At 70.7% G+C, this 21352-nt stretch carries 15 protein-coding genes; 8 read left to right on the top strand and 7 right to left on the bottom strand.

Annotated elements, in window-relative coordinates:
- Positions 1-76: 76 nt before the first annotated feature.
- Entirely contained in the window at positions 77-973 is an 897-nt protein-coding gene (gene panB / locus OG709_RS09215; protein WP_250304437.1) for a 3-methyl-2-oxobutanoate hydroxymethyltransferase, read from the bottom strand.
- 175 nt (positions 974-1148) lie between these two features.
- On the opposite strand from panB, the gene OG709_RS09210 reads away from it, so the two are divergent.
- The 4 genes from OG709_RS09210 (at position 1149) to OG709_RS09195 (ending at position 6060) form a co-directional block, all read left to right on the top strand.
- Positions 1149-2756 carry an MFS transporter gene (locus tag OG709_RS09210; RefSeq protein WP_250304439.1) on the top strand — a complete coding sequence of 536 codons (1608 nt, stop codon included), beginning with the start codon at positions 1149-1151 and terminating at the stop codon, positions 2754-2756.
- 60 nt (positions 2757-2816) lie between these two features.
- On the top strand, positions 2817-3506 hold the full coding sequence (locus OG709_RS09205; RefSeq protein ID WP_250304441.1) for a TetR/AcrR family transcriptional regulator: 690 nt from the start codon (positions 2817-2819) through the stop codon (positions 3504-3506).
- Between the two features lie 152 nt (positions 3507-3658).
- Complete coding sequence (locus OG709_RS09200; RefSeq protein WP_250304443.1) at positions 3659-4684, top strand: endonuclease/exonuclease/phosphatase family protein; 1026 nt, start codon at positions 3659-3661, stop codon at positions 4682-4684.
- Positions 4685-4836: 152 nt separating this feature from the next.
- Complete coding sequence (locus OG709_RS09195) at positions 4837-6060, top strand: MFS transporter (protein WP_250304446.1); 1224 nt, start codon at positions 4837-4839, stop codon at positions 6058-6060.
- On the opposite strand, the gene OG709_RS09190 is transcribed toward OG709_RS09195, so the two are convergent.
- The 6 genes from OG709_RS09190 to OG709_RS09165 form a co-directional block, all read right to left on the bottom strand.
- Complete coding sequence (locus OG709_RS09190) at positions 6032-7783, bottom strand: NAD+ synthase (RefSeq protein WP_266643463.1); 1752 nt, start codon at positions 7781-7783, stop codon at positions 6032-6034. The genes OG709_RS09195 and OG709_RS09190 overlap by 29 nt on opposite strands.
- Before the next feature lie 151 nt (positions 7784-7934).
- Entirely contained in the window at positions 7935-9587 is a 1653-nt protein-coding gene (locus OG709_RS09185) for a multicopper oxidase family protein (protein ID WP_329165554.1), read from the bottom strand.
- Positions 9588-9658: 71 nt separating this feature from the next.
- Positions 9659-10189 (bottom strand): hypothetical protein, encoded by a 531-nt coding sequence (locus tag OG709_RS09180; protein ID WP_329165552.1) that lies wholly within the window; start codon positions 10187-10189, stop codon positions 9659-9661.
- Positions 10190-10297: 108 nt separating this feature from the next.
- On the bottom strand, positions 10298-12247 hold the full coding sequence (locus OG709_RS09175; RefSeq protein WP_250304453.1) for a S53 family peptidase: 1950 nt from the start codon (positions 12245-12247) through the stop codon (positions 10298-10300).
- A 109-nt stretch (positions 12248-12356) separates the two neighbouring features.
- Positions 12357-12953, bottom strand: a complete 597-nt coding sequence (locus OG709_RS09170; protein WP_329169079.1) for a DUF305 domain-containing protein — start codon at positions 12951-12953, stop codon at positions 12357-12359.
- Positions 12954-13021: 68 nt separating this feature from the next.
- Positions 13022-13693 carry a DUF3105 domain-containing protein gene (locus tag OG709_RS09165; protein ID WP_266643467.1) on the bottom strand — a complete coding sequence of 224 codons (672 nt, stop codon included), beginning with the start codon at positions 13691-13693 and terminating at the stop codon, positions 13022-13024.
- A gap of 375 nt (positions 13694-14068) precedes the next feature.
- Here OG709_RS09165 and OG709_RS09160 point away from each other — a divergent pair, with 375 nt between their 5' ends.
- The 4 genes from OG709_RS09160 (at position 14069) to OG709_RS09145 (ending at position 21349) form a co-directional block, all read left to right on the top strand.
- Positions 14069-15430 carry a glutamine synthetase family protein gene (locus tag OG709_RS09160; RefSeq protein ID WP_250304457.1) on the top strand — a complete coding sequence of 454 codons (1362 nt, stop codon included), beginning with the start codon at positions 14069-14071 and terminating at the stop codon, positions 15428-15430.
- Between the two features lie 323 nt (positions 15431-15753).
- Positions 15754-17151, top strand: coding sequence for an alpha-amylase (locus OG709_RS09155; protein ID WP_329165548.1), 1398 nt, complete (start codon positions 15754-15756; stop codon positions 17149-17151).
- A gap of 228 nt (positions 17152-17379) precedes the next feature.
- Positions 17380-18135: a DUF3472 domain-containing protein gene (locus OG709_RS09150; protein ID WP_329165546.1), complete on the top strand. Its 756-nt coding sequence runs from the start codon at positions 17380-17382 to the stop codon at positions 18133-18135.
- 181 nt (positions 18136-18316) lie between these two features.
- A complete protein-coding gene (locus OG709_RS09145; RefSeq protein WP_250304463.1) occupies positions 18317-21349 on the top strand; it encodes a bifunctional [glutamine synthetase] adenylyltransferase/[glutamine synthetase]-adenylyl-L-tyrosine phosphorylase in 3033 nt (1010 codons plus the stop codon).
- Positions 21350-21352 lie beyond the last annotated feature (3 nt).

The following is a 21352-nucleotide window of genomic DNA, read 5'->3' as shown; positions in this document are numbered from 1 at the left end:
CCGCCGATGGGGGATGTCGGCGGGCTGTCGGTGTGTGCGGCAGTGGGTCAGGTGCTGTCCGTCACCCTGCCAAACCCTAGTGGAAGGTGTGCGCCTCCTGCGGGAAGGTCCCGCCGACGACCTCGTCGGCGAACTCCCTCGCCGCGTCACCCAGGGTCCGGCGCAGGTCCGCGTACTGCTTGGTGAAGCGCGGCACCTTGCCGCCGGTCAGTCCGACCATGTCGGTGTAGACGAGGACCTGTGCGTCGCACTCGGGCCCGGCGCCGATACCGACCGTCGGGATGTGCAGGATGCGGGTGACCTCGGCGGCCAGCTCCGCCGGGACGAGTTCGAGTACGACCGCGAACGCGCCCGCGTCCTGGACGGCCTTGGCGTCGCGCAGCATCTGCTGGGCGGCCTCCTCGCCGCGGCCCTGGACCCGGTAGCCCATGGAGTTGACCGACTGCGGGGTGAGCCCGATGTGCCCCATGACGGGGATACCGGACTGCACGAGGAGCTCGATCTGCTGGTGGGAGCGCTCGCCGCCCTCCAGCTTCACCGCGCCCACACCCGCGTCCTTCACCAGCCGCATGGCGCTGCGCAGCGCCTGGACCGGGCCCTCCTGGTACGTGCCGAACGGCAGGTCGCCGACGATCAGGGCACGCGAGGTGCCCCGTACGACCGCGGCGGAGAGCATCGTTATCTCGTCGAGGGTGACCGGGACAGTGGTCTCGTAGCCGAGGTGACAGTTGCCCATCGAGTCGCCGACGAGCATCACCGGGATGCCCGCCTCGTCGAAGACGGAGGCGGTCATCGCGTCGTACGCGGTGAGCATGGGCCACTTCTCGCCGCGCTCCTTGGCGCCGGAGATGTCATGGACGGTGATGCGCCGGCTGCTCCTGCCGCCGTACAGCGCCTTGCTGCTGTCGGACTGCTGCCGGGGAGCGGTCGGGCTCTGGGCATCGTTCTGGGGGTCGTTCAACGCGCGCGTCATCGCAACGCTCCTGTTCGTCATCTCAAGGCGCCCTGACGGCGTCCCTGGACCGCATCCATGGTCGCATCGCACGGCTGTCCCACGGAAGTGGGCAGCTGGTTCCCTCCGGGACCTCCGGGTAAAATCTTTACGATACGAGACGGTGCCGTATCGAAACTGTTCTAATCTGTTCGACATGACCAATCCCACGGGGCCGGCTGCCGCGCCCCGCATATCCGAAGCCGTGCACCGCCGCCGCTGGGCGATTCTGGCCGCGCTGATGCTGAGCCTGCTGATCGTGGTGCTCGACAACTCCATCCTCAACGTCGCGGTCAAGACGATCGCCGCCCCCGCGCCCGACGGGCTCGGGGCCACCCAGAGCCAGCTCGAATGGGCGATCAACTCCTACACGCTGGTCTTCGCCGGGCTGCTCTTCACGGCGGGCCTGCTCGGCGACCGGATCGGCCGCAAGCGGGTCCTGCTCTTCGGTCTCGCGGTCTTCGGTATCGGCTCGGTGCTCGCGGCGGTCTCCACCTCACCGGCCGAACTCATCGCGTTCCGGGCCGTGATGGGCCTCGGTGGGGCTTTCGTGATGCCCGCCACCCTCGCCGTACTGATGAACGTCTTCGAGCGTGACGAACAGCCGAAGGCCATCGGGATCTGGGCGGGCGGTGTCGGTCTGGCCATCGCCATCGGCCCGATCACCGGCGGCGTGCTCCTCGAACACTTCTGGTGGGGCTCGGTCTTCCTGGTCAACGTCCCCGTGGTGATCGTCGCCCTGATCGCCATGGTGCTGCTGGTCCCCGACTCCAAGGACCCCGACCCCGGCCACATCGACCCGGTGGGCGTGGGGCTCTCCGTCGTCGGTCTGGTGCTGCTGGTGTACGGCATCATCCGGGGCGGCGAACTGGCCGACTTCACCGCGCCGTCCGTCCTGCTGACGACCCTCGGCGGCCTCGCGGTGCTGATCGGCTTCGTGGTGTACGAGAAGCACAGCGCCCACCCGGCCATCGATGTCAGGTACTTCAAGAACCCGGCGTTCTCCGCCGCCGTCGCCGCCATCGCGCTGGTCTTCTTCGCGCTGATGGGGGTCACCTTCTTCTCCGCCTTCTACATGCAGAGCGTCCGCGGCTACAGCGCGCTGGAGTCCGGCGTGCTGCTGCTGCCGCTCGCCGCGGCCCAGATGATCTTCTCGCCGCGGGCCAGGCTCGTCGTCCAGCGCTTCGGCGCCCGCGCCGTCTGCACGGCCGGCATGGTGCTGGTGGCCGCCGGGCTCGGCTGCTTCGCGTTCTTCGGGACCGACACCCCCATCTGGGCGATGGAGGTCGTCTTCTTCGTCATGGGCACCGGGATGGCGCACATCATGCCGCCGGTCACCGTCTCGATCATGCAGTCGCTGCCCCGGGAGAAGGCCGGTTCCGGCTCGGCGATCAACAACACCTTCCGGCAGGTGGGCGGGGCCCTCGGCGTCGCCGTACTGGGCTCCGTGCTCTCCGCCGCCTACCGCGGCCGTATCGAGGACCACCTCGACGCCGTACCGCCGGGCGCCCGTAAGGCGGCGGGCGAGTCGATCGAGGCGACCCTGGGCATCGCGGCCAAGCTCGGACCCGCGGGCAAGGACCTCGCGAGCCAGGCGGACACCGCCTTCCTGCACGCCATGCAGGTGACGGCCCTCGGCTCGGCCGGTGTCGCGCTGCTCGGCGCGCTCGTGGTGGTGCTCTTCCTGCCGGGCAGGCCGAAGGCCGGTACCGCCACCGAAGGCGCTGCCGACGCCGTGCCCGCATCAGCGACAATCGGGGACTGACCGGCAAGGATCTACGACGAGCAGCACGCGGTGAGCGGTGCGGTGAGAGACGGAGCGGGTGTGCCCCCGACGGAACAGCGGAACCATCCACCGGAGCACCGGCGCGGCCGGCCCCGCTCCGAGGCGGTCGAACGGTCGATCGTCGAAGCCGTGGTGAAGCTGCTGGAGGAGGGCGCCCCGCTCGCCGAGGTGTCGATCGAGCGGGTGGCCCGTACGGCGGGTGTCGGCAAGGCCACCATCTACCGCCGGTGGAGGGGCAAGGAAGAGCTCTTCATCGATGTGCTGAAGGACATCGAGCCGGTCGACGCCGAGCTCCCGGGCACCTCGGTGCGCGACGACCTGATCGCGATGCTCGAATCGCTGCGCAGCCGCGGCCTCGCCAAGCGTTCGTCGGCCCTGCTGTACAACGTCTTCGCCGAGATGCAGGGCTACCCGGCGCTCTGGAGGGCGTACCACGACACGGTGGTCGAGGCCCGGCGGCGGAGGGGCGCGGAGATCGTGAGCCGGGGGATCGAGTCGGGGGAGATCCGCTCGGACGTGACGGCCGAACTCATCAACGACCTGTTCGTCGGGCCGATGCTGCTGCGCTCCGTGCTGCGGCCGGACGGAGAACTGGAAGACGATCTTGCCGAGCGCATCGTGGACGCCGTGCTGGAAGGGCTGAGGCCGCCCGGTGGCACGGGCTCGGCCGGGAGTGCGGGGTCGCCCGGGAGCACGGGGCCGGCCGGGGACGCGAAGCCGACCGGCTGAAGTTTGCGCGTTCCGTCACAACCGGAACCCCGGGGGCCGTCCGCCACGTCCTTGTCACCGTACGGCCGTGTCCGCACGGCAGAGAAAGTGCCGTTCCATCGCCTAGGGTCAGGTCGGGACGGTGTGTACGGCAAGGCAGCGAGGACAACGGTATGGCGCAGGCGCACTTCACGGACACGGATCAAGGCAGCTCGGAGCCCGAGCACCCGGGATCCGGTGCCCGGCGCCTGTTCGGTGGACGCTGGCGGGGAGACCCGGGTGTCTGGCGGCGGGGCATCGTCATCGCCGTCCTGGCCGTCCTGCTCACGCTGGTCCTGCTTTTCCACGGGCAGCTCCCCAACACCGTCGGCAACCTCGGCAGCCTCACCGAGACCTTCCTGCCCTGGCTCGGTCTGGGCGTCCCGGTACTGCTCGTCCTCGCCGTGCTGCGCCGCTCCGCCACCGCGCTGATCGCCCTCCTGCTGCCCGTGATCGTCTGGTTCAACGCCTTCGGCGGCCAGCTCACCGACAAGTCGGGCACCGGCGGTGACCTGGTGGTCGCCACGCACAACGTCAACGCGCAGAACCCCGACCCGGTGGGCACCGCGAAGAAGGTCGCCGCGTCCGGCGCGGACGTGGTCGCGCTGGAGGAACTGGCCGCGGGCAAGGTCTCGACGTACGTGAGCGCTCTGGCGGCCACCTACCCGTACCACTCGGTGCAGGGGACGGTCGGGCTGTGGAGCAAGTACCCGATGAGCGACACCAAGCCGGTCGACATCCGGCTCGGCTGGGTGCGCGCTCTGCGCTCGACGGTGGCCACGCCCAAGGGAAAGGTCGCGGTCTACGTCGCCCACCTCCCATCGGTACGGGTCAAGATCGACGCCGGGTTCACCGCCTCCCAGCGCGACGAGAGCGCCGACGCGCTGGGGCACGCCATCGCCAAGGAGCCGCTGCACGACGTGGTGCTGCTCGGCGACCTCAACGGCACGATGAACGACCGCTCGCTGAACGCCGTCACCGCGCAGATGCGCTCCGCCCAGGGCGCCGCGGGCAACGGCTTCGGTTTCAGCTGGCCGGCCAAGTTCCCGATGGCCCGGATCGACCAGATCATGGTCAAGGGCGCCGACCCGGTCTCCTCGTGGACGCTGCCGAGGACGGACAGCGACCATCTGCCGATCGCCGCACGCCTGAAGCTCTGACCGCGCGGCGGCGGGAGGGCGCCTGGGAGATACGCGTCACGTAACGCGGCGTTCACCTGCCGGAACAACCCGGCTGAAAGAATTTGTTCCGTGGGAGAACTTAAGCTGAGGACTCCCGTTCCCCGCCCCCACGGAAGAGAAGGCCCCCTTTCATGCCCCTGGCCCTGCTCGCGCTGGCCATTTCCGCGTTCGGCATCGGCACGACCGAATTCGTGATGATGGGCCTGCTGCCCAACGTCGCGGACGACCTGGGCACCTCGGTGCCCACGGCGGGCTACCTCGTCTCCGCCTACGCGATCGGCGTCGTCATCGGCGCCCCGCTCCTCACCGCCCTCGGCTCCCGCGTCCCGCGCAAGCGGATGCTGCTGCTCCTGATGGGGCTGTTCACCGTCGGCAACCTCGCCTCCGCCCTCGCCCCCGGCTTCGGCTGGCTGCTGGCCGGGCGGGTACTCGCCGGGCTGCCGCACGGCGCGTTCTTCGGGGTCGGCGCGGTCGTCGCCTCCGGCCTGGTCGAGGAGGGCAGGCGCGGCCGTGCCGTCGCCACCATGTTCCTCGGCCTGACCATCGCCAACATCGTCGGCGTACCCGCCGCGACCCTGCTCGGGCAGCACCTCGGCTGGCGCGCCACCTTCGTCGTGGTCGGTGTGATCGGGCTGGTGGCGCTGGCCGCACTGGCCCGGCTCGTCCCGTACGTCCCCGTCGACGCGGGACAGGGCCTGCGCCACGAGGTACGCGCCCTCGGCAACCGCCAGGTGCTCCTCGGGCTGCTCACCGCGGTCTTCGGCTTCGCCGGGGTCTTCGCCGTCTACAGCTACCTCGCCTCGATCACCACCGAGGTCATGGGTTTCTCCGAGTCCTCGGTGACCCTGGTGCTCGCCCTCTTCGGCATCGGGATGACGCTGGGCGCGCTGGCCGCGGGGCCGCTGAGCGACCGGGCGCTGCGCCCCACGGTGTACGGCTCGCTGGGCGCGCTCGCCGTCGTCCTGGTCGCGTTCGACTTCACGGTCCATGTGAAGTGGGCCGCGCTGGTCAGCGTGGTGCTCCTGGGCGCGGTCGGTTTCATGACCACGACACCGCTGCAGATGCTGGTGATGAAGAAGGCCAGTTCCGCGCCGACGCTGGCCTCCGCCTCCAACCACTCCGCCTTCAACCTCGCCAACGCGGGCGGTGCCTGGCTCGGCGGCGTCGCCATCGCGGCGGGCTGGGGCTGGATGTCACCGACCCTGGTGGGCGCGGCGCTCGCCGTGATCGGACTGGCCGTCGCGGTGACCGCGGGCCTGCTGGACCGCGGTACGCCGAAGGGGGCCTCCCGCGTGGTCGCGGAAGGCCCCCGTACGGAACGTGCGCTCAGCTCGTCTCGCGCCAGCGGTTCGTGATCGGCAGCCGCCGGTCCTTGCCGAAGCCCTTCGCCGAGATCTTGGTGCCCGGCGGGTACTGACGGCGCTTGTACTCCGCGGTGTCCACCATCCGCAGTGTCTTCGCCACCAGTTCCGGATCGAACCCGGCCGCGACGATGGTGTCCTGGCCCTGGTCGGCGTCGACGTACATCGCCAGGATCGCGTCGAGCACCTCGTAGTCCGGCAGCGAGTCGGTGTCGACCTGGCCGGGCCTCAGCTCGGCGCTGGGCGGCTTGGAGATCGAGTTCTCCGGGATCGGCGGGGTCTGGCCCCGCTCGGCCGCCGCCCGGTTGCGCCACTCGGCGAGCCGGAAGATGGCCGTCTTGTAGACGTCCTTGATCGGCCCGTACGCGCCGACCGAGTCGCCGTAGAGCGTCGAATAGCCCACCGCCAGCTCGGACTTGTTGCCCGGCGCGAGCACGATCTGGCCCTCCTGGTTGGAGATCGCCATCAGCGTCGTGCCGCGCAGCCGCGACTGGAGGTTCTCCTCGGCGAGACCGGTGAGGGAGAGCGAGTCCATGTACGCGTCGAACATCGGCGCGATCTCCACGGTCCGGAAGTTCAGCCCGGTACGGCGGGCCAGTTCGGCCGCGTCGCCCCGGGAGTGGTCCGAGGAGTACTTGGACGGCATCGAGACGCCGTACACGTTCTTCGCGCCGAGCGCGTCGCAGGCGATGGCCGCGACGAGCGCGGAGTCGATCCCGCCGGAGAGCCCGATCAGGACCGAGCCGAAGCCGTTCTTCGCGGCGTACGCACGCAGCCCGACGACCAGCGCGGTGTACAGCTCCTCGTCGTCGTCCAGCCGGTCCGCGTAACCGCCCGCGACATCGGTCCCGTACGCCGGGAGCGGTTCGGCGGAGAGGGTGACGTGCTCGACCCGCAGTCCGTCGTCGACCACACCGGCCGGGACCGGACCCGCGGCGGGCAGCTCCAGGTCGAGGACCACACAGCCCTCGGTGAACTGCGGTGCGCGCGCGACGACTTCACCGTTCTTGTCGACGACGATCGAGTCGCCGTCGAAGACCAGCTCGTCCTGGCCGCCGGTCATCGCGACGTACGCGGTGGTGCAGCCGGCCTCCTGGGCCCGCTTGCGGACCAGTTCCAGCCGCTGGTCGTCCTTGTTCCGCTCGTACGGCGACGCGTTGATGGAGAGCAGCAGCCCGGCCCCGGCGGACCGGGTGGCCGGGACCCGGCCGCCGTCCTGCCAGAGGTCCTCGCAGATGGCGAGCGCGACGTCGATGCCGTGCACCCGGATCACCGGCAGGGTCTCGCCGGGGACGAAGTAGCGGAACTCGTCGAAGACGCCGTAGTTCGGCAGGTGGTGCTTGGAGAAGGTCAGTGCGACCTCCCCGCGGTGCAGCACGGCCCCGGCGTTGCGCGGCGCGCCCGCGGGCTGGCCGTAGCGGGGCTGGGCCTGCTCGGTGCGGTCGAGGTAGCCGACGACGACGGGGACCTCCCCGAACCCTTCGCCGGAGAGCCGCGTGGCGAGCGCGCGCAGCGCGGCCCGGGACGCGTCGACGAAGGACGACCGCAGAGCGAGGTCCTCGACGGGGTAGCCGGTCAGCACCATCTCGGGGAACGCCACCAGGTGGGCGCCCTGCTCGACGGAGTGCCGGGTCCAGTGGACGATCGCCTCGGCGTTTCCGGTGAGGTCACCGACGGTCGAGTCGATCTGATTCAGTGCGAGGCGTAGTTGAGGCACGGGCCCAGTGTATTCGTCTCTCTGACGCGATGTCCTGGCGGGAGCGTGCGCGGTACGTCACTCGCCCGTACCGCGCACGCTTCCGTACCGCGGCCACCGCACCCGTGGACGGTGCCGGTGGACCGCACCCGTGGACCGTGCCCGGGACGGGTCAGTCCTGGTAGCCGAGCACCGTCATCATGCCCGCCTCCGCGTGGTAGACGTTGTGGCAGTGGATCATCCACAGCCCCGGGTTGTCCGCGTCGAAGTCGACGCTCAGCGTGCCCTTCGGCAGCACGATCGCGGTGTCCTTGCGGGCGCCGCCGGGCCGCGTGGTGAGCGCGAAGGTGTGCCCGTGCAGATGCAGCGGGTGCCACATCCCGGTGGGGTTGCTGAAGACCAGCCGCACCCGCTCACCCTTGCGGACCGGGTGCCGCCGGTCCGGGGCGTACGGCTTGCCGTCGAAGCCCCAGTCGTACGCCGCCATCCCGCCGGTCAGCCGCAGCCGCACCGTCCGGTCGGGGGTGCGGTGTGCCAGGGCCACCGATTCGGCTGCCTCCAGCCGGTCGGCGGTGACCAGCTTCCCGGACAGCTCCTTCGGCCGTACGGACGCGGTGGGCGCCGCACCGCCGGAGGTGCGCAGCACCGCGAGGGCCGCGGCGCCCTTGCCCTCGGCCAGCGCGGTCAGCGGGAACGCGCCGTCGCCCGCGGTGACCAGGACGTCGTACCGCTCACCCATGCCCAGCAGCAGCGCGTCGGTCGTGGTGTGCCGGACCGGGTAGCCGTCCGTGTGGGTCACCGTCAGCCGGTGGCCGCCGAGTGCGATCCGGAAGGCGGTGTCACCACCGGCGTTGATGATGCGCAGCCGGATGCGGTCGCCGGGCTCGGCCGTGAAGACCGAAGGGTCCTGCGCGGTACGGCCGTTGACCAGGTAGTACGGATACGCGACATCGCCCGCGTCGCCGCCGAGCAGGGGGCTGGTGGCACCCATGAGCATCCGGGACGGCGTGCGGTGCGAGGCGGACGGGGAGGGGCCGGGCGATGCGCCCGTGGCCGTGCCGGCCCTGCCTCCCATTCCCTCCATCCCGTCCATGCCATCCATCCCGCCCATGTCGCCCATGTCGTGGCCGTCGTGACCGCTGCCGCTGCCACTGCTGTGGTCCGGGCCGTCCTTCTCGGGCGACGGGCCCATGCCACCCCGCAGCTCCGCCAGTACCGCGTCCGGTGTCGAGCCGCCGACCCCGTCGACCCAGTCGTCGAGGATCACCACCCACTCCTTGTCGTAGGCGAGGGGCTCCCTGGGGTCGTCGACGATCAGCGGGGCGTACAGCCCCCGGTCCTGCTGTACGCCGGAGTGCGGATGGAACCAGTACGTCCCCGGGTCGGGAACTGCGAACCGGTACGTGAAGTCCGCGCCCGGTTTGACGGCCCGCTGGGTCAGTCCCGGTACGCCGTCCATGGCGTTGGGCAGGGCGATGCCGTGCCAGTGCAGCGAAGTGGACTGCGGCAGATGATTGGCGACGGTGACGGCGAGGGTCTCGCCCGCGGTGGCGCGGATCTCCTTGCCGGGCAGCCGGTCCCCGTACGCCCAGGAGCTGACGGTCCGGCCGCCGCCGAGGTCGAGCGAGGCCCGCGCGGCGGTGAGCCGGATCTTCCGCCCGGCAGCGGAGCCGGAGTCCGAGCCGGAGTCCGAGCCGGAGCCGGAGTCCGAGCCGGAATGGTGGTGGCCGTCCGGCGACGACGAGCACGCCGCCAGGAGTCCGGTGCCCGCGACCGCGAGCGACGCGCCGAGCACGGAACGGCGTGAGGGGTGGTGAATGCGCATGACTGAACTGCACCTCGTGAGGAAAGTCGGTGGAACGAGCGTGAAGGGGTGCGTCTACAGCTCGTGCGCTCTTATCTGCGCAGGACCGACAGTCTGCCGAGGGGAGGGGCGAGCGGCGGCGGGTTCGGCCACAGGGCCCGCAGCAGCGGGGTGGCGGCCACCGCGGCCGGACGGCCCGCCGGGTGGCGCAGCAACAGCGCGGCGGCCCAGGCCACCAGGACGGCCAGACAGACCGACATGGGGTCCATCAGGGGCTGGTGAGGGGCGTGTTCGGTGTGCTGCCGATGTGCACGCACGGGCGCCGCGTGCGGGACCGGTGCGGTCGGCGGGTGCGCCGCCGCCGGAGCCATCTCAGGAGCCGCCGCCGGGTGGGCCTCGGGCATCCGGACTTCAGGCATCCGGGCTTCAGGCATCCGGGCTTCAGGCATCCGGGCCCCGTCCGCCCGGACTTCGGGCATCCCGGCCCCGGCCATGACCGTCCCGGTCATCGGCGCCCCGTCCTGTGCCGGGTGGCCCACCGTGTGCATCATGACGATCCCGAACAGCAGAGCGGCGAACAGCAACAGCTGTCCGCCCCTGGTGCTCCGCCCGGTCGCCGTCATGCGGCCACCCTACCCCCGCCCGGTATACGGGAGGGGGCAGGGTGGCGTCCGCACGAGAGGCAGGAGTGACTGCTCCGGGCGGTTACGTCAGCTTGATGCTTCCGCTTGTCACTTCAGCCGGTACGAGTTCACGTAACCGGCGGCCGGCGAACCGACACCGGTGACGACGTCGTAGCCCTTCGTCGCCTCCAGCGAGGCGTCGTCGCCCAGACCGCGCAGCGAGGTCAGCAGACCACCGGACGCGTCGATCGAGTTCGCGAAGTCCACCCGGACGACCGCGAGGTCACGGTTCTTGCCCAGCGGGTGGTCGGTGACGTCGTGGTAGACCTTCGAGCCGAAGCGGTCGTAGATCGACGGGTTCGCGAAGCCGATCGGGACACCGTGCCGCGCCTGCTGTGCCAGCGCCTGGACACCGGCGAGAACCGGGGCCGCAAGCGAGGTGCCGCCGATGCGGTACTCGCTGTACTGCTGCGAGCCGTCGGGGAAGGTCTGCGTCTGGCCCACCAGGAAGCCGGTGTTGGGGTCGGCGACCGCCGAGATGTCCGGCACCGTGCGCATGGGGTTGCCGCCGTTGGCCCGCGAGAGGGTCTTGGGCACCACGTTGCGCTGGTAGTACGGCTGCGCCACGGTCCTGCTGGTGCCGCCGCCCGCGCCGCTCGTGTAGGCGCCCGGGTACCCGGCCCAGCTGTTGCCGTCGGCGGCGAGGTTGGACTTCACCGTGCCCCAGCCGGTCTCCCACTGGTACTTGTCACCCTTGCCCACGGCCAGCGCGGTACCGCCGACGGCGGTGACCCAGGCGGAGTTGGCCGGGGTGTCGACCTGCTTCGTGCCGGTGTGCGCGACCTCGTCGCCGTTGTCACCGGAGGAGAAGTAGAAGCCGATGCCCTCGATCGCGCCCATCTGGAAGACCTGGTCGTACGCGGCTGCGACGGCCGGGGTCTCGTTGGCCTCGATGTCGCCCCACGAGTTGGAGACGATGTCGGCGAGCCGACTGTCGACGATCTTGTTCAGGGAGTCGAGCAGCGCGTCGTCGTTGCAGGACGCGGCGCCGACGTACCGGATGTCGGCCTTGGGCGCCACCGCGTGCACGGCCTCGACGTCGAGGGTCTCCTCGCCGTACCAGCCCGCCGCGCCGCACTCGTCGACGTCCGTGTAGGCGTCCGGTAGGACCTGCTGGAGCTGGCCCTTGGCGTACGCGCCGTCGCCGTTGCTCTTCGCGTACTTGCTCGCGTCCGCGGCGATGTACGGCGAGGCGTAGGCGTCGGTGATGGCGACCGTGACGCCCTTGCCGTTCTTGTCGCCCGCGCCGTAGGCGGAGCGCAGCTGCTTGCCGGTGTAGCCCTTGATCGCGTACGGGGCCTGGACCCCGCCGGCGCTCGGCAGCTTCTTGTTGACGTTGGAGCCGAAGTACGTCGAGAACGGCCCGGCGTTCTTGAAGACCGCGTCCGGCGGCGGCAGCGTGTCGTCGTGCTTGACCTTGTGCGGGGCGTTGTCGAGGCCGACGACCGTCAGCACGGCGCCGCCCAGCGACGCGGGCGCGGAGGCCGCGGCCGTCGGGGCCCGGTAGGTCTTGTTGCCCTTGCGGTAGTTGTGCAGCTTGGTCGAGAACGCCTTCTCGGCCGCGCTGACGTCGCCGCTGACCGAGACGTAGTGCTGGTTCGACCCGGTGACCGTGAGCCCGGCGGACTTCAGCCAGGCGGTGACCTGCTTGATCTGCTCCGGCGTCGCGCCGAAGCGGGCCTGCGCCTGCTTCGCGGTCAGGTACTTGCCGTACGAGGCGGACTGCGGGTCCGACACCTGCTGGGCGTACGCCGTCAGGCCCTGCGCGTCCCGGCCGGCCAGATAGACCCGGGCGTTCACCTGGGCGGATCCGGCGGCGGCGCCGCGGTCGGCCGAGGACTTCGCCCACTGGGGCCTGGTGCCCTGGAGCGTGTGGCGACTGCCCGGACCGGAGTCGGCGTTGGCGCTGGGTACGGACAGAGCCAACGCGCCGGCGAGCAGCGGCAGTGTCGCTGCCACGCTCAGACCGGCGCGTATCTTCGAGCGGCTGGATCTCATGGAACCCCCTGTGTTGCGGTTCGTCGCAGGTACGCGTGTACGCCACACCTTGCCCGATGAACGGCTCATGCCAGGGGCATGCGATGACCAAGAAGAGACCAAGGAAGGGTCATGAGTGGTCAGTTGATCCCGATGTTGCCGAAGCGCCCCTTTCCTTCAGCAGATCGGCCATGAGCTGCACCTCCGACTGCTGGGCGGCGACCATTCCCTGGGCGAGCTTCCGCTCCGTACCGACCTTGCAGAGCTGCACACAGCCCTCCGCCATGTGGATACCGCCCTGGTGATGGGCCGTCATCAGCTGGAGGTAGCGGATCTCCGCCTGCTTGCCGCTCAGCCCGCGCAGGGTGTCGAGCTGCGCCCTGGTCGCCATGCCCGGCATCAACGCCCCGTCGGTGGACGGCTCCTGGGCCATTCCCATCCACTGCATCGGCAGCCTGGCCGCGTCGGTGACCGGCAGCCCCCAGAGGTTCAGCCAGCCCGTCATCATCCCGCGCTGGTTGGCCTGGGTGTTGGCGATGTCGTACGCGAGACGGCGCACGTCCGCGTTCTCCGTGCGGTCCCGGACGATGAACGACATCTCCACGGCCTGCTGGTGATGCACCGACATGTCGCGGGCGAACCCCGCGTCCGCGGAGTCGGCGGTGGGCGTGCGGACGGCGGACGCGCGGGCCGCGGACGGGTCCGGGCCGCCGGTGGTGAACGCCATGGTGGCCGCAGCCGCGCAGAGCAGCGCGAGGACGACGGCGGCGACCGCCAGCAGCCGGGTGCTCCGGCTCACTGTGCGTCCAGCCCGCCCGTGCAGGCCGCGCCGGGCTCCGGCGTCTGCGGGCCCTGCACGTACTTGGTGAAGAACTCGTTCACCCTCGGGTCGTCGGCGCCGTTCACCGTCAGCTGCTTGCCCCAGGCGCTGAGCATGATCGCCCCGGCCTGGCCCGGGTACGGACTCATCAGGGAGTAGGGGGTCGTGGAGACCTTGGCGCCGAGCTTCTTCACATCGGCCGCGGGCGCCTTGTCGGTGTAGGTGACCCAGACGGAGCCGTGCTCCAGCGCGTGCACGGCGTTCCGGTCGGGGACCGCCTTGGTGTAGACGTTGCCGTTGCAATTCAGCCAGACCTGGTCGTGGTCCCCGCCCACCGGCGGCTTCATCGGGTACGTGACCGCCGTGGTGACGTGCTTACGGCCCAGCTTCTTCACGTCCCAGTCCCGCTCGCCCTTGATCGGCCCCGCGGTCGTCGCGGCGTCCGACTTGCTGTCGGCGGCGGTGGAGGCCTTGTCGTCGGACCGGTTACTGAGGGCGTAGGTGCCGAACCCGATCAGACCCGCCACGGCGACCGCGGCCACCACGATCGCGACGGTGCGGATGCGGCGCTCACGTGACTTCTGGGCGCGGCGCATCTCCTCTATTCGGGCCCTGCGATCGTTCTTCGGACTCTCGGTCGAAGCCATCGGTCAGTCCTTCTGGATACGGGCGGAGACGGGCCGGGTCAGGAAGGCCGCCGTGCCCGCCGGATGCGCTACGGGGCCCCCTCGCGCAGATGGTAGTGGTGGGGCGCACGGCATGGCAGTGCGCGGCTGCGGAGCGACCGCGGTCCCCGGAACGCCGGTGGCGGCGAGGCCCGCCGGGGAGGCCCGCGCCCCTGACTCGTTCACCGCCTCGGCGTGACCCACAATGGAGTCCGCGGTACGCCTGAACAGGGTGAGATGTTCGGACGAAGGTTCGCAACATGCCGGAAATCGTGTGGTGGGATGCTCATGAGCCCCGGTGTCTCCGGAGGCGTGGGAGCAGGTGGCTGACCAGCAAGGATGGGTAGGGCGGTACATATGGACAAGCAGCAGGAATTTGTGCTCCGGACGCTGGAGGAGCGCGACATCCGCTTCGTGCGGCTGTGGTTCACCGATGTACTCGGCTTCCTGAAGTCGGTCGCCGTGGCCCCCGCCGAGCTGGAGCAGGCCTTCGACGAGGGCATCGGCTTCGACGGCTCCGCCATCGAGGGCTTCGCCCGGGTCTACGAGTCCGACATGATCGCCAAGCCCGACCCCAGCACCTTCCAGATCCTGCCCTGGCGCGCGGAGGCCCCGGGCACCGCCCGGATGTTCTGCGACATCCTGATGCCGGACGGCTCCCCGTCCTTCGCCGACCCCCGCTACGTACTGAAGCGGATCCTCGCCAAGACGTCCGACCTGGGCTTCACCTTCTACACCCACCCGGAGATCGAGTTCTATCTCCTGAAGGACAAGCCCCTCGACGGGACCCGCCCCACCCCCGCCGACAACTCCGGCTACTTCGACCACACCCCGCAGAACGTCGGCATGGACTTCCGCCGCCAGGCCATCACCATGCTCGAATCGATGGGCATCTCGGTCGAGTTCAGCCACCACGAGGGCGCCCCGGGCCAGCAGGAGATCGACCTGCGGTACGCGGACGCGCTGTCGACCGCCGACAACATCATGACCTTCCGCCTGGTCATGAAGCAGGTCGCGCTGGAGCAGGGCGTCCAGGCCACCTTCATGCCGAAGCCGTTCAGCGAGTACCCCGGCTCGGGCATGCACACCCACCTCTCCCTCTTCGAGGGCGACCGCAACGCCTTCTACGAGTCGGGCTCCGAGTACCAGCTCTCCAAGGTCGGCCGCTCCTTCATCGCGGGCCTGCTGAAGCACGCCGCCGAGGTGTCTGCGGTGACCAACCAGTGGGTCAACTCCTACAAGCGCATCTGGGGCGGCTCGGCCCGCAGCGCGGGAGCGGGCGGCGAGGCCCCCTCGTACATCTGCTGGGGCCACAACAACCGCTCCGCGCTGATCCGCGTCCCCATGTACAAGCCGGGCAAGACCGGCTCGGCCCGGGTCGAGGTCCGCTCCATCGACTCCGGCGCCAACCCGTACCTGACGTACGCGCTGCTGCTCGCCGCCGGCCTCAAGGGCATCGAGGAGGGCTACGAACTCCCGCCCGGCGCCGACGACGACGTCTGGGCGCTGTCCGACTCGGAGCGCCGGGCGATGGGCATCGAGCCGCTGCCGCAGAACCTGGGCGAGGCGATCGAGCTGATGGAGCGCAGCGAACTGGTCGCCGAGACGCTCGGTGAGCACGTCTTCGACTTCTTCCTGCGCAACAAGAAGCAGGAGTGGGAGGAGTACCGCAGCGAGGTCACCGCGTTCGAGCTGCGGAAGAACCTGCCGGTGCTGTAAGGCGGATCAGAGGGATCAGACGGGCCCCAGCACCCGGGCCGCAAGTCCGAGGTGCTGGGGGTGAGCGCGAGGCCGAGGTCCGGCGAGCACGCCGCGAGGCCGTGCGACGGATGGCCGCCGCGCTCGCCGACGGGATCCCGCCCTCGTCCGCCGCCCGTCGACCGCACTGGATCGCGTGAGCGGGGCCCGGTCCCACCGGCTGTAATTTCTTGCTGCAAGGTTCAGGAAATCCCTTGCAGATATCTTGACGTGTCCATCTCCACGGCGGGAGGCTCCTCGGGCGCAGCCTCGCGGGACGCGGGGCCCGACCACAGGAGCCGCTCATGAGATCCCGTGCCCTACGCAGCGGGCTGGCCGTACTGCTCGCGGCGACCGGCCTCACCTTCGCCGCCCAGCCGTCCGCGCAGGCGACCCCGCCCGGCAGCAAGGACGTCACCGCCACCCTCTTCGAGTGGAAGTACGACTCCGTGGCCAAGGCCTGCACCGACAGCCTCGGCCCGGCCGGGTACGGGTACGTCGAGGTCTCACCGGCGTCCGAGCACATCCAGGGCGACCAGTGGTGGACCTCGTACCAGCCGGTCAGTTACCGCATCGCCGGACGGCTCGGCGACGAGACCTCGTTCCGGAACATGGTGAACACCTGCCACGGTGCCGGGGTGAAGGTCGTCGCCGACGCGGTGATCAACCACATGTCGGCCGGCTCGGGGACGGGCACCGGGGGCACGGGCTACAGCAAGTACGACTACCCCGGCTTCTACCAGGACCAGGACTTCCACTCCTGCCGCACCGACATCAGCAACTACGGCGACCGCGACAACGTCCAGAACTGCGAACTCGTCGGCCTGGCCGACCTGGACACCGGCAGCGACTACGTCCGCACCACCATCGCCGGCTACCTGAACCACCTCATCTCGCTCGGGGTGGACGGATTCCGGATCGACGCGGCGAAGCACATGGCGGCCGGTGACCTCGCCGCGATCAAGGCGAAGCTCTCCGACCCGGGGATCTACTGGGCGCAGGAGGTCATCTACGGCGCGGGCGAGGCCGTCCAGCCGGGCGAGTACACCGGGACGGGCGACGTGGACGCCTTCCAGGGCGCCTTCGACCTCAAGCGGATCTTCAGCAGCGGGCAGCTGTCCTCCCTCGGCAACTGGGGCCAGTCCTGGGGCAGCGGGTACCTCGCGAGCGACAAGTCCCGTACGTTCGTGGACAACTGGGACACCGAGCGCAACGGCTCCACGCTCAGCTACAAGGACAACGCCACCTACACCCTGGCCAACGTCTTCGTGCTGGCCTGGCCCTACGGCTCGCCGAACGTGTACTCCGGGTACGAGTTCTCCAGCAACGACGCCGGCCCGCCCAACGGCGGTACGGTCAACGCCTGTTACAGCGACGGCTGGAAGTGCCAGCACGCCTGGCCGCAGATCGCGAACATGGTCGGCTTCCGCAACGCGGTCTCCGGTACCGCGGTGACCGACTGGTGGTCCGACGGCGGCAACGCCATCGCCTTCGGCCGCGGCAGCAAGGGCTTCGTCGCGATCAACCACGAGGGCGGCCCGCTGACCCGGACGTTCAGCACCTCGCTGCCGGGCGGCACCTACTGCGACGTCCAGCACAGCGGGACGACGTACACCGTCGGTCCGGACGGCACGTTCACCGCCACCGTCGGGTCCGACGACGCGGTCGCCCTCTACGCGGCGAGTTCCTGCTCGGGTACGTGAACACCGGTGGCCGGGACGGCCCTCGCCGCGGCGGTCCCGGCCGCCCCGCCGGTACGGGTGCGCGGGCTCTTGGACTTTGGCGCCGGCGCACTTGTCCTTTCGTCGCGATCTGTTGACGAACCGTCAGGTCGTGCGTGAACGTGCTTGTTCAGCGTCACCGGTGAACAGGACCACTCACCTTCACTGCACGGCCACGTGAACTCCACCCCCCCCACTCAGGAGACACACATGCGGATGCGGAAACTGATCACGACCGGAACCCTCACCGCGGCGGCGGGCGCCGCCGTGCTGCTGATGGGACCCGCGGCCCCGGTACAGGCGGCCGACACCGGCCAGACCCCGGGCACCTACGCCTACTGGAACGCGCCCCAGGACGTCACATCGGTCTCGATCCCGATGACCCTCCAGCACTCCCCGGGCAACTACAACGCCTACTGGTCCACCCAGTTCACCTTTGCCGGGAGCGGAGCCTCCGGCTACATGGGCTTCCAGACCCACGCCGACGGCGGCGGCATGTTCCTCGTCTCCATCTGGAACGGGACGGCGGCCACCGCGGGCGGCGCAGGCACCTACTGCCAGGACTTCGACGAGGGCGGCACCGGCAAGACCTGCCGGCTGGACCAGCGCCCGGTCGAGGGACACCAGTACGCGATGCAGGCGGAACAGCAGTCCGGCTCGAACTGGAAGTACTCCATCGTGGACCGGACCGCCGGCACCACCACGGTCCTCGGCACCATCAGGATCGACGGCGACCACTCCATGGCCGGCGGCAGCTTCATCAGCTGGACCGAGTACTTCGACTGGAACAACCCCGCCACGACCTGCGCGGACGCCAAGTACTCCAAGCTCCTGTTCGGCATCCCCACCACCAGCGCGGGCAACGGCACTTACCGGTCGTCGAGCCTCAGCGACACCTGCCAGGACATCGCCAAGGTGACACTGGACGGCTCCGGCGCCACCGAGGAGAACGGCATCGGACAGTAACTCCGCACCCCGTCCGCCCGGCCTCCCCTCCCCGGGGCCGGGCGCGACGGTGCGGACGGCCCCCACGCTTGCCTCCGGCCGGGACGGTGCCGCCCCTCGGGAGGGCCGCTCACCGCTGCTGCGGCTAGGCTCGGAACCCGGACTTCGATCTGCCGGGTGGACCGGCTCGGGAGGCGGCGGCATGACGGTGCCGGGGCGCAGAAGCAGTACCTTCACCCGGCTGTTGCGGCACGGTTTCACCGACCCCTCGGCCGCCGAACGGCTCCTCGACGCCCCGGAGCTCGCCTCCGTACGCACCGATCCGGTACTCCTCGACGCCCTGGGCGCCACCGCCGACCCGGACCTCGCGCTGCTCGCCCTCGTACGCATGGCCGAGTCCCAGGAGCCCGACGAGCGGCAGACCCTGCTGGACATGCTGATCGCGGCGAAACCGCTGCGCGACCGGCTGCTCGGGGTGCTCGGCGCCTCCGAGGCGCTCGGCGACCACCTGGCGCGGCACCCGCACGACTGGCACGCCCTCGTCACCTACGAGACGTCGGATCTGCACCCGGGCGTCGTCGAGTTCGAGCGCGGTCTCGCCGACGCGGACGACCCGGTGTCCCTGCGGATCGCCTACCGGCGGTGCCTGCTGTCCATCGCGGCACGCGACGTGTGCGGGACGACCGAGGTCGGACAGACCGCCGCCGAGCTGGCCGACCTGGCGACGGCCACCCTGCGCGCCGCCCTCACGATCGCCTCCGCCGCCGCCCCGCAGGACGCCGCGCTGTGCCGTCTCGCCGTCGTCGCCATGGGTAAATGCGGGGGACACGAGCTCAATTACGTCTCCGACGTGGATGTCGTCTTCATCGCCGAGCCCGCCGTCACCGTCCTGGTCACCGGCGGAAACGGCGACTCCGGTGACGCCGCTGACGAGACCGAGACCGAAGCCGTCCAGGCCGCCACCCGGCTCGCCGCCCACATGATGCGGATCTGCTCCGAGACCAACATCGAGGGCACCATCTGGCCCGTCGACGCCAACCTGCGTCCCGAGGGGCGCAACGGGCCGCTGGTGCGTACCCTGTCCAGCCATCTCGCGTACTACCAGCGCTGGGCCAAGACCTGGGAGTTCCAGGCACTGCTCAAGGCGCGGGCGGTCGCCGGTGACCTCACGCTCGGCGAGGAGTACGTCGAAGCCGTCAGGCCCCTGGTGTGGCAGGCGTCGGAGCGCGACAACTTCGTCACCGACGCCCAGAAGATGCGCCGCCGGGTCGTCGACAACATCCCGCCCGCCCTCGTCGAGCGCGAGCTGAAACTCGGGCCCGGCGGGCTGCGGGACGTGGAGTTCGCCGTCCAGCTGCTCCAGCTCGTCCACGGACGCAGCGACGCCACCCTGCGCAGCGGGAACACCCTGGAGGCCCTGGACGCGCTGGCGGTGGGCGGCTATGTGGGACGGTCCGACGCCGCGCAGCTGGACGAGGCGTACCGCTTCCTGCGCGCCATGGAGCACCACATCCAGCTGTACCGGCTCCGGCGCACCCACCTCGTACCCGAGGGCGAGGCCGATCTGCGCAGGCTCGGGCGTTCACTGGGGCTGCGCACCGACCCCGTCGCCGAGCTGACCAGGGCGTGGAAACGGCACGCGGCCGTCGTACGGAAGCTGCACGAGAAGCTCTTCTACCGGCCGCTCCTCGACGCCGTCGCCCAGCTGGCCCCCGGCGAGATCAGGCTCAGCCCGAAGGCCGCCGGCCAGCGCCTCGAAGCGCTCGGGTACGCCGACCCGGTCGGCGCCCTGCGCCACCTGGAGGCGCTGTCCTCCGGGGTCTCCAGGAAGGCCGCCATCCAGCGCACCCTGCTGCCCGTGCTGCTCGGCTGGTTCGCGGACTCCGCCGACCCGGACGCCGGTCTGCTCGGCTTCCGCAAGGTCTCCGACGCGCTCGGCAAGACCCCCTGGTACCTGCGGCTGCTCCGCGACGAGGGGGCCGCCGCGGAGAACCTCGCCCGGGTCCTCTCGGCCGGCCGCCTCGCCCCCGACCTGCTGCTGCGCGCCCCCGAGGCGGTCTCGCTGCTCGGCGCGCGCGGCGGCCTCGACCCGCGCAGCCGCGACAACCTCGAACAGGAGGTCCTGTCGGCCGTCGGCCGGGCGGAGACCCCCGAGGGCGCGGTCGCGTCGGCGCGCGGGGTCCGCCGCCGGGAACTCTTCCGTACGGCGGCGGCCGACCTGATCAGCTCGTACGGCACCGAGGAGAACCCCGCCGAACCGGACCCGGGCGCCCTGGTGGACCGCGTCGGCAACGCCGTCACCGACCTGAACGCCGCGACCCTCGCCGGCGCCCTGCGGGCCGCCGTACGGGCCGAGTGGGGCGACACCCTGCCGACCAGGTTCGCGGTCATCGGCATGGGCCGTTTCGGCGGCCACGAGCTGAGCTACGGCTCGGACGCCGATGTGCTCTTCGTGCACGCCCCGCGGGACGGCGTGGACGACCAGGAAGCGGCCAGGGCGGCCAACGCCGTCGTCGCCGAGATGCGCAGGCTGCTCCAGCTGCCGACCGCCGACCCGCCGCTGCTGATCGACGCGGACCTGCGCCCCGAGGGCAAGAGCGGCCCGCTGGTGCGGACGCTGGCCTCCTACGCCGCGTACTACCGCCGCTGGTCGCGCGTCTGGGAGAGCCAGGCGCTGCTGCGCGCCGAACCGATGGCGGGCGACGCCGACCTGGGCCGGAGCTTCGTCGAGCTGATCGATCCGCTGCGCTACCCCGCCGAGGGCCTCGGTGACGACGCGGTACGGGAGATCCGCCGCCTCAAGGCGCGGATGGAGTCGGAGCGGATGCCGCGCGGCGCGGACCCGACCCTGCACGCGAAGCTCGGCCGGGGCGGGCTCAGTGACGTCGAGTGGACGGTGCAGCTGTTGCAGATGCAGCACGGCTGGCGGCTGCCGGGCCTGCGGACCACCCGTACCCGCAGGGCCCTGGCCGCCGCCCACGAGGCGGAACTGCTGTCCACCGAGGACGCGCAGACCCTGGACGAGGCGTGGGTGCTGGCCTCGCGGGTGCGCAACGCGGTGATGCTGGTGCGGGGGAGGGCCGGTGACACGTTCCCCTCGGACGGGCGGGAACTGGCGGCGATGGCCCGGTACCTGGGGTACGAGACGGGACACGTGGGCGACATGATCGACGACTACCGCCGGGCCACACGGCGGGCCCGCGGGGTCATGGAGGAGCAGTTCTACGGGGCGTAGCCG

This window comes from Streptomyces sp. NBC_01267 (genome assembly GCF_036241575.1).
GTDB lineage: Bacteria > Actinomycetota > Actinomycetes > Streptomycetales > Streptomycetaceae > Streptomyces.
Note: the sequence above shows the minus strand (reverse complement) of the source record. Positions and strands in the feature narration are given on the sequence as shown.

Excerpts from the sequence above, each read along its gene's own strand:
- OG709_RS09210 (WP_250304439.1), top strand. The coding sequence starts at position 1,149 with ATGACCAATCCCACGGGGCCGGCTGCCGCGCCCCGCATATCCGAAGCC.
- panB (WP_250304437.1), bottom strand. The coding sequence starts at position 973 with ATGACGCGCGCGTTGAACGACCCCCAGAACGATGCCCAGAGCCCGACC.
- OG709_RS09165 (WP_266643467.1), bottom strand. The coding sequence starts at position 13,693 with ATGGCTTCGACCGAGAGTCCGAAGAACGATCGCAGGGCCCGAATAGAG.
- OG709_RS09170 (WP_329169079.1), bottom strand. The coding sequence starts at position 12,953 with ATGGCGTTCACCACCGGCGGCCCGGACCCGTCCGCGGCCCGCGCGTCC.
- OG709_RS09175 (WP_250304453.1), bottom strand. The coding sequence starts at position 12,247 with ATGAGATCCAGCCGCTCGAAGATACGCGCCGGTCTGAGCGTGGCAGCG.
- OG709_RS09195 (WP_250304446.1), top strand. The coding sequence starts at position 4,837 with ATGCCCCTGGCCCTGCTCGCGCTGGCCATTTCCGCGTTCGGCATCGGC.
- OG709_RS09145 (WP_250304463.1), top strand. The coding sequence starts at position 18,317 with ATGACGGTGCCGGGGCGCAGAAGCAGTACCTTCACCCGGCTGTTGCGG.
- OG709_RS09200 (WP_250304443.1), top strand. The coding sequence starts at position 3,659 with ATGGCGCAGGCGCACTTCACGGACACGGATCAAGGCAGCTCGGAGCCC.
- OG709_RS09150 (WP_329165546.1), top strand. The coding sequence starts at position 17,380 with ATGCGGATGCGGAAACTGATCACGACCGGAACCCTCACCGCGGCGGCG.
- OG709_RS09185 (WP_329165554.1), bottom strand. The coding sequence starts at position 9,587 with ATGCGCATTCACCACCCCTCACGCCGTTCCGTGCTCGGCGCGTCGCTC.
- OG709_RS09180 (WP_329165552.1), bottom strand. The coding sequence starts at position 10,189 with ATGACGGCGACCGGGCGGAGCACCAGGGGCGGACAGCTGTTGCTGTTC.
- OG709_RS09160 (WP_250304457.1), top strand. The coding sequence starts at position 14,069 with ATGGACAAGCAGCAGGAATTTGTGCTCCGGACGCTGGAGGAGCGCGAC.
- OG709_RS09155 (WP_329165548.1), top strand. The coding sequence starts at position 15,754 with ATGAGATCCCGTGCCCTACGCAGCGGGCTGGCCGTACTGCTCGCGGCG.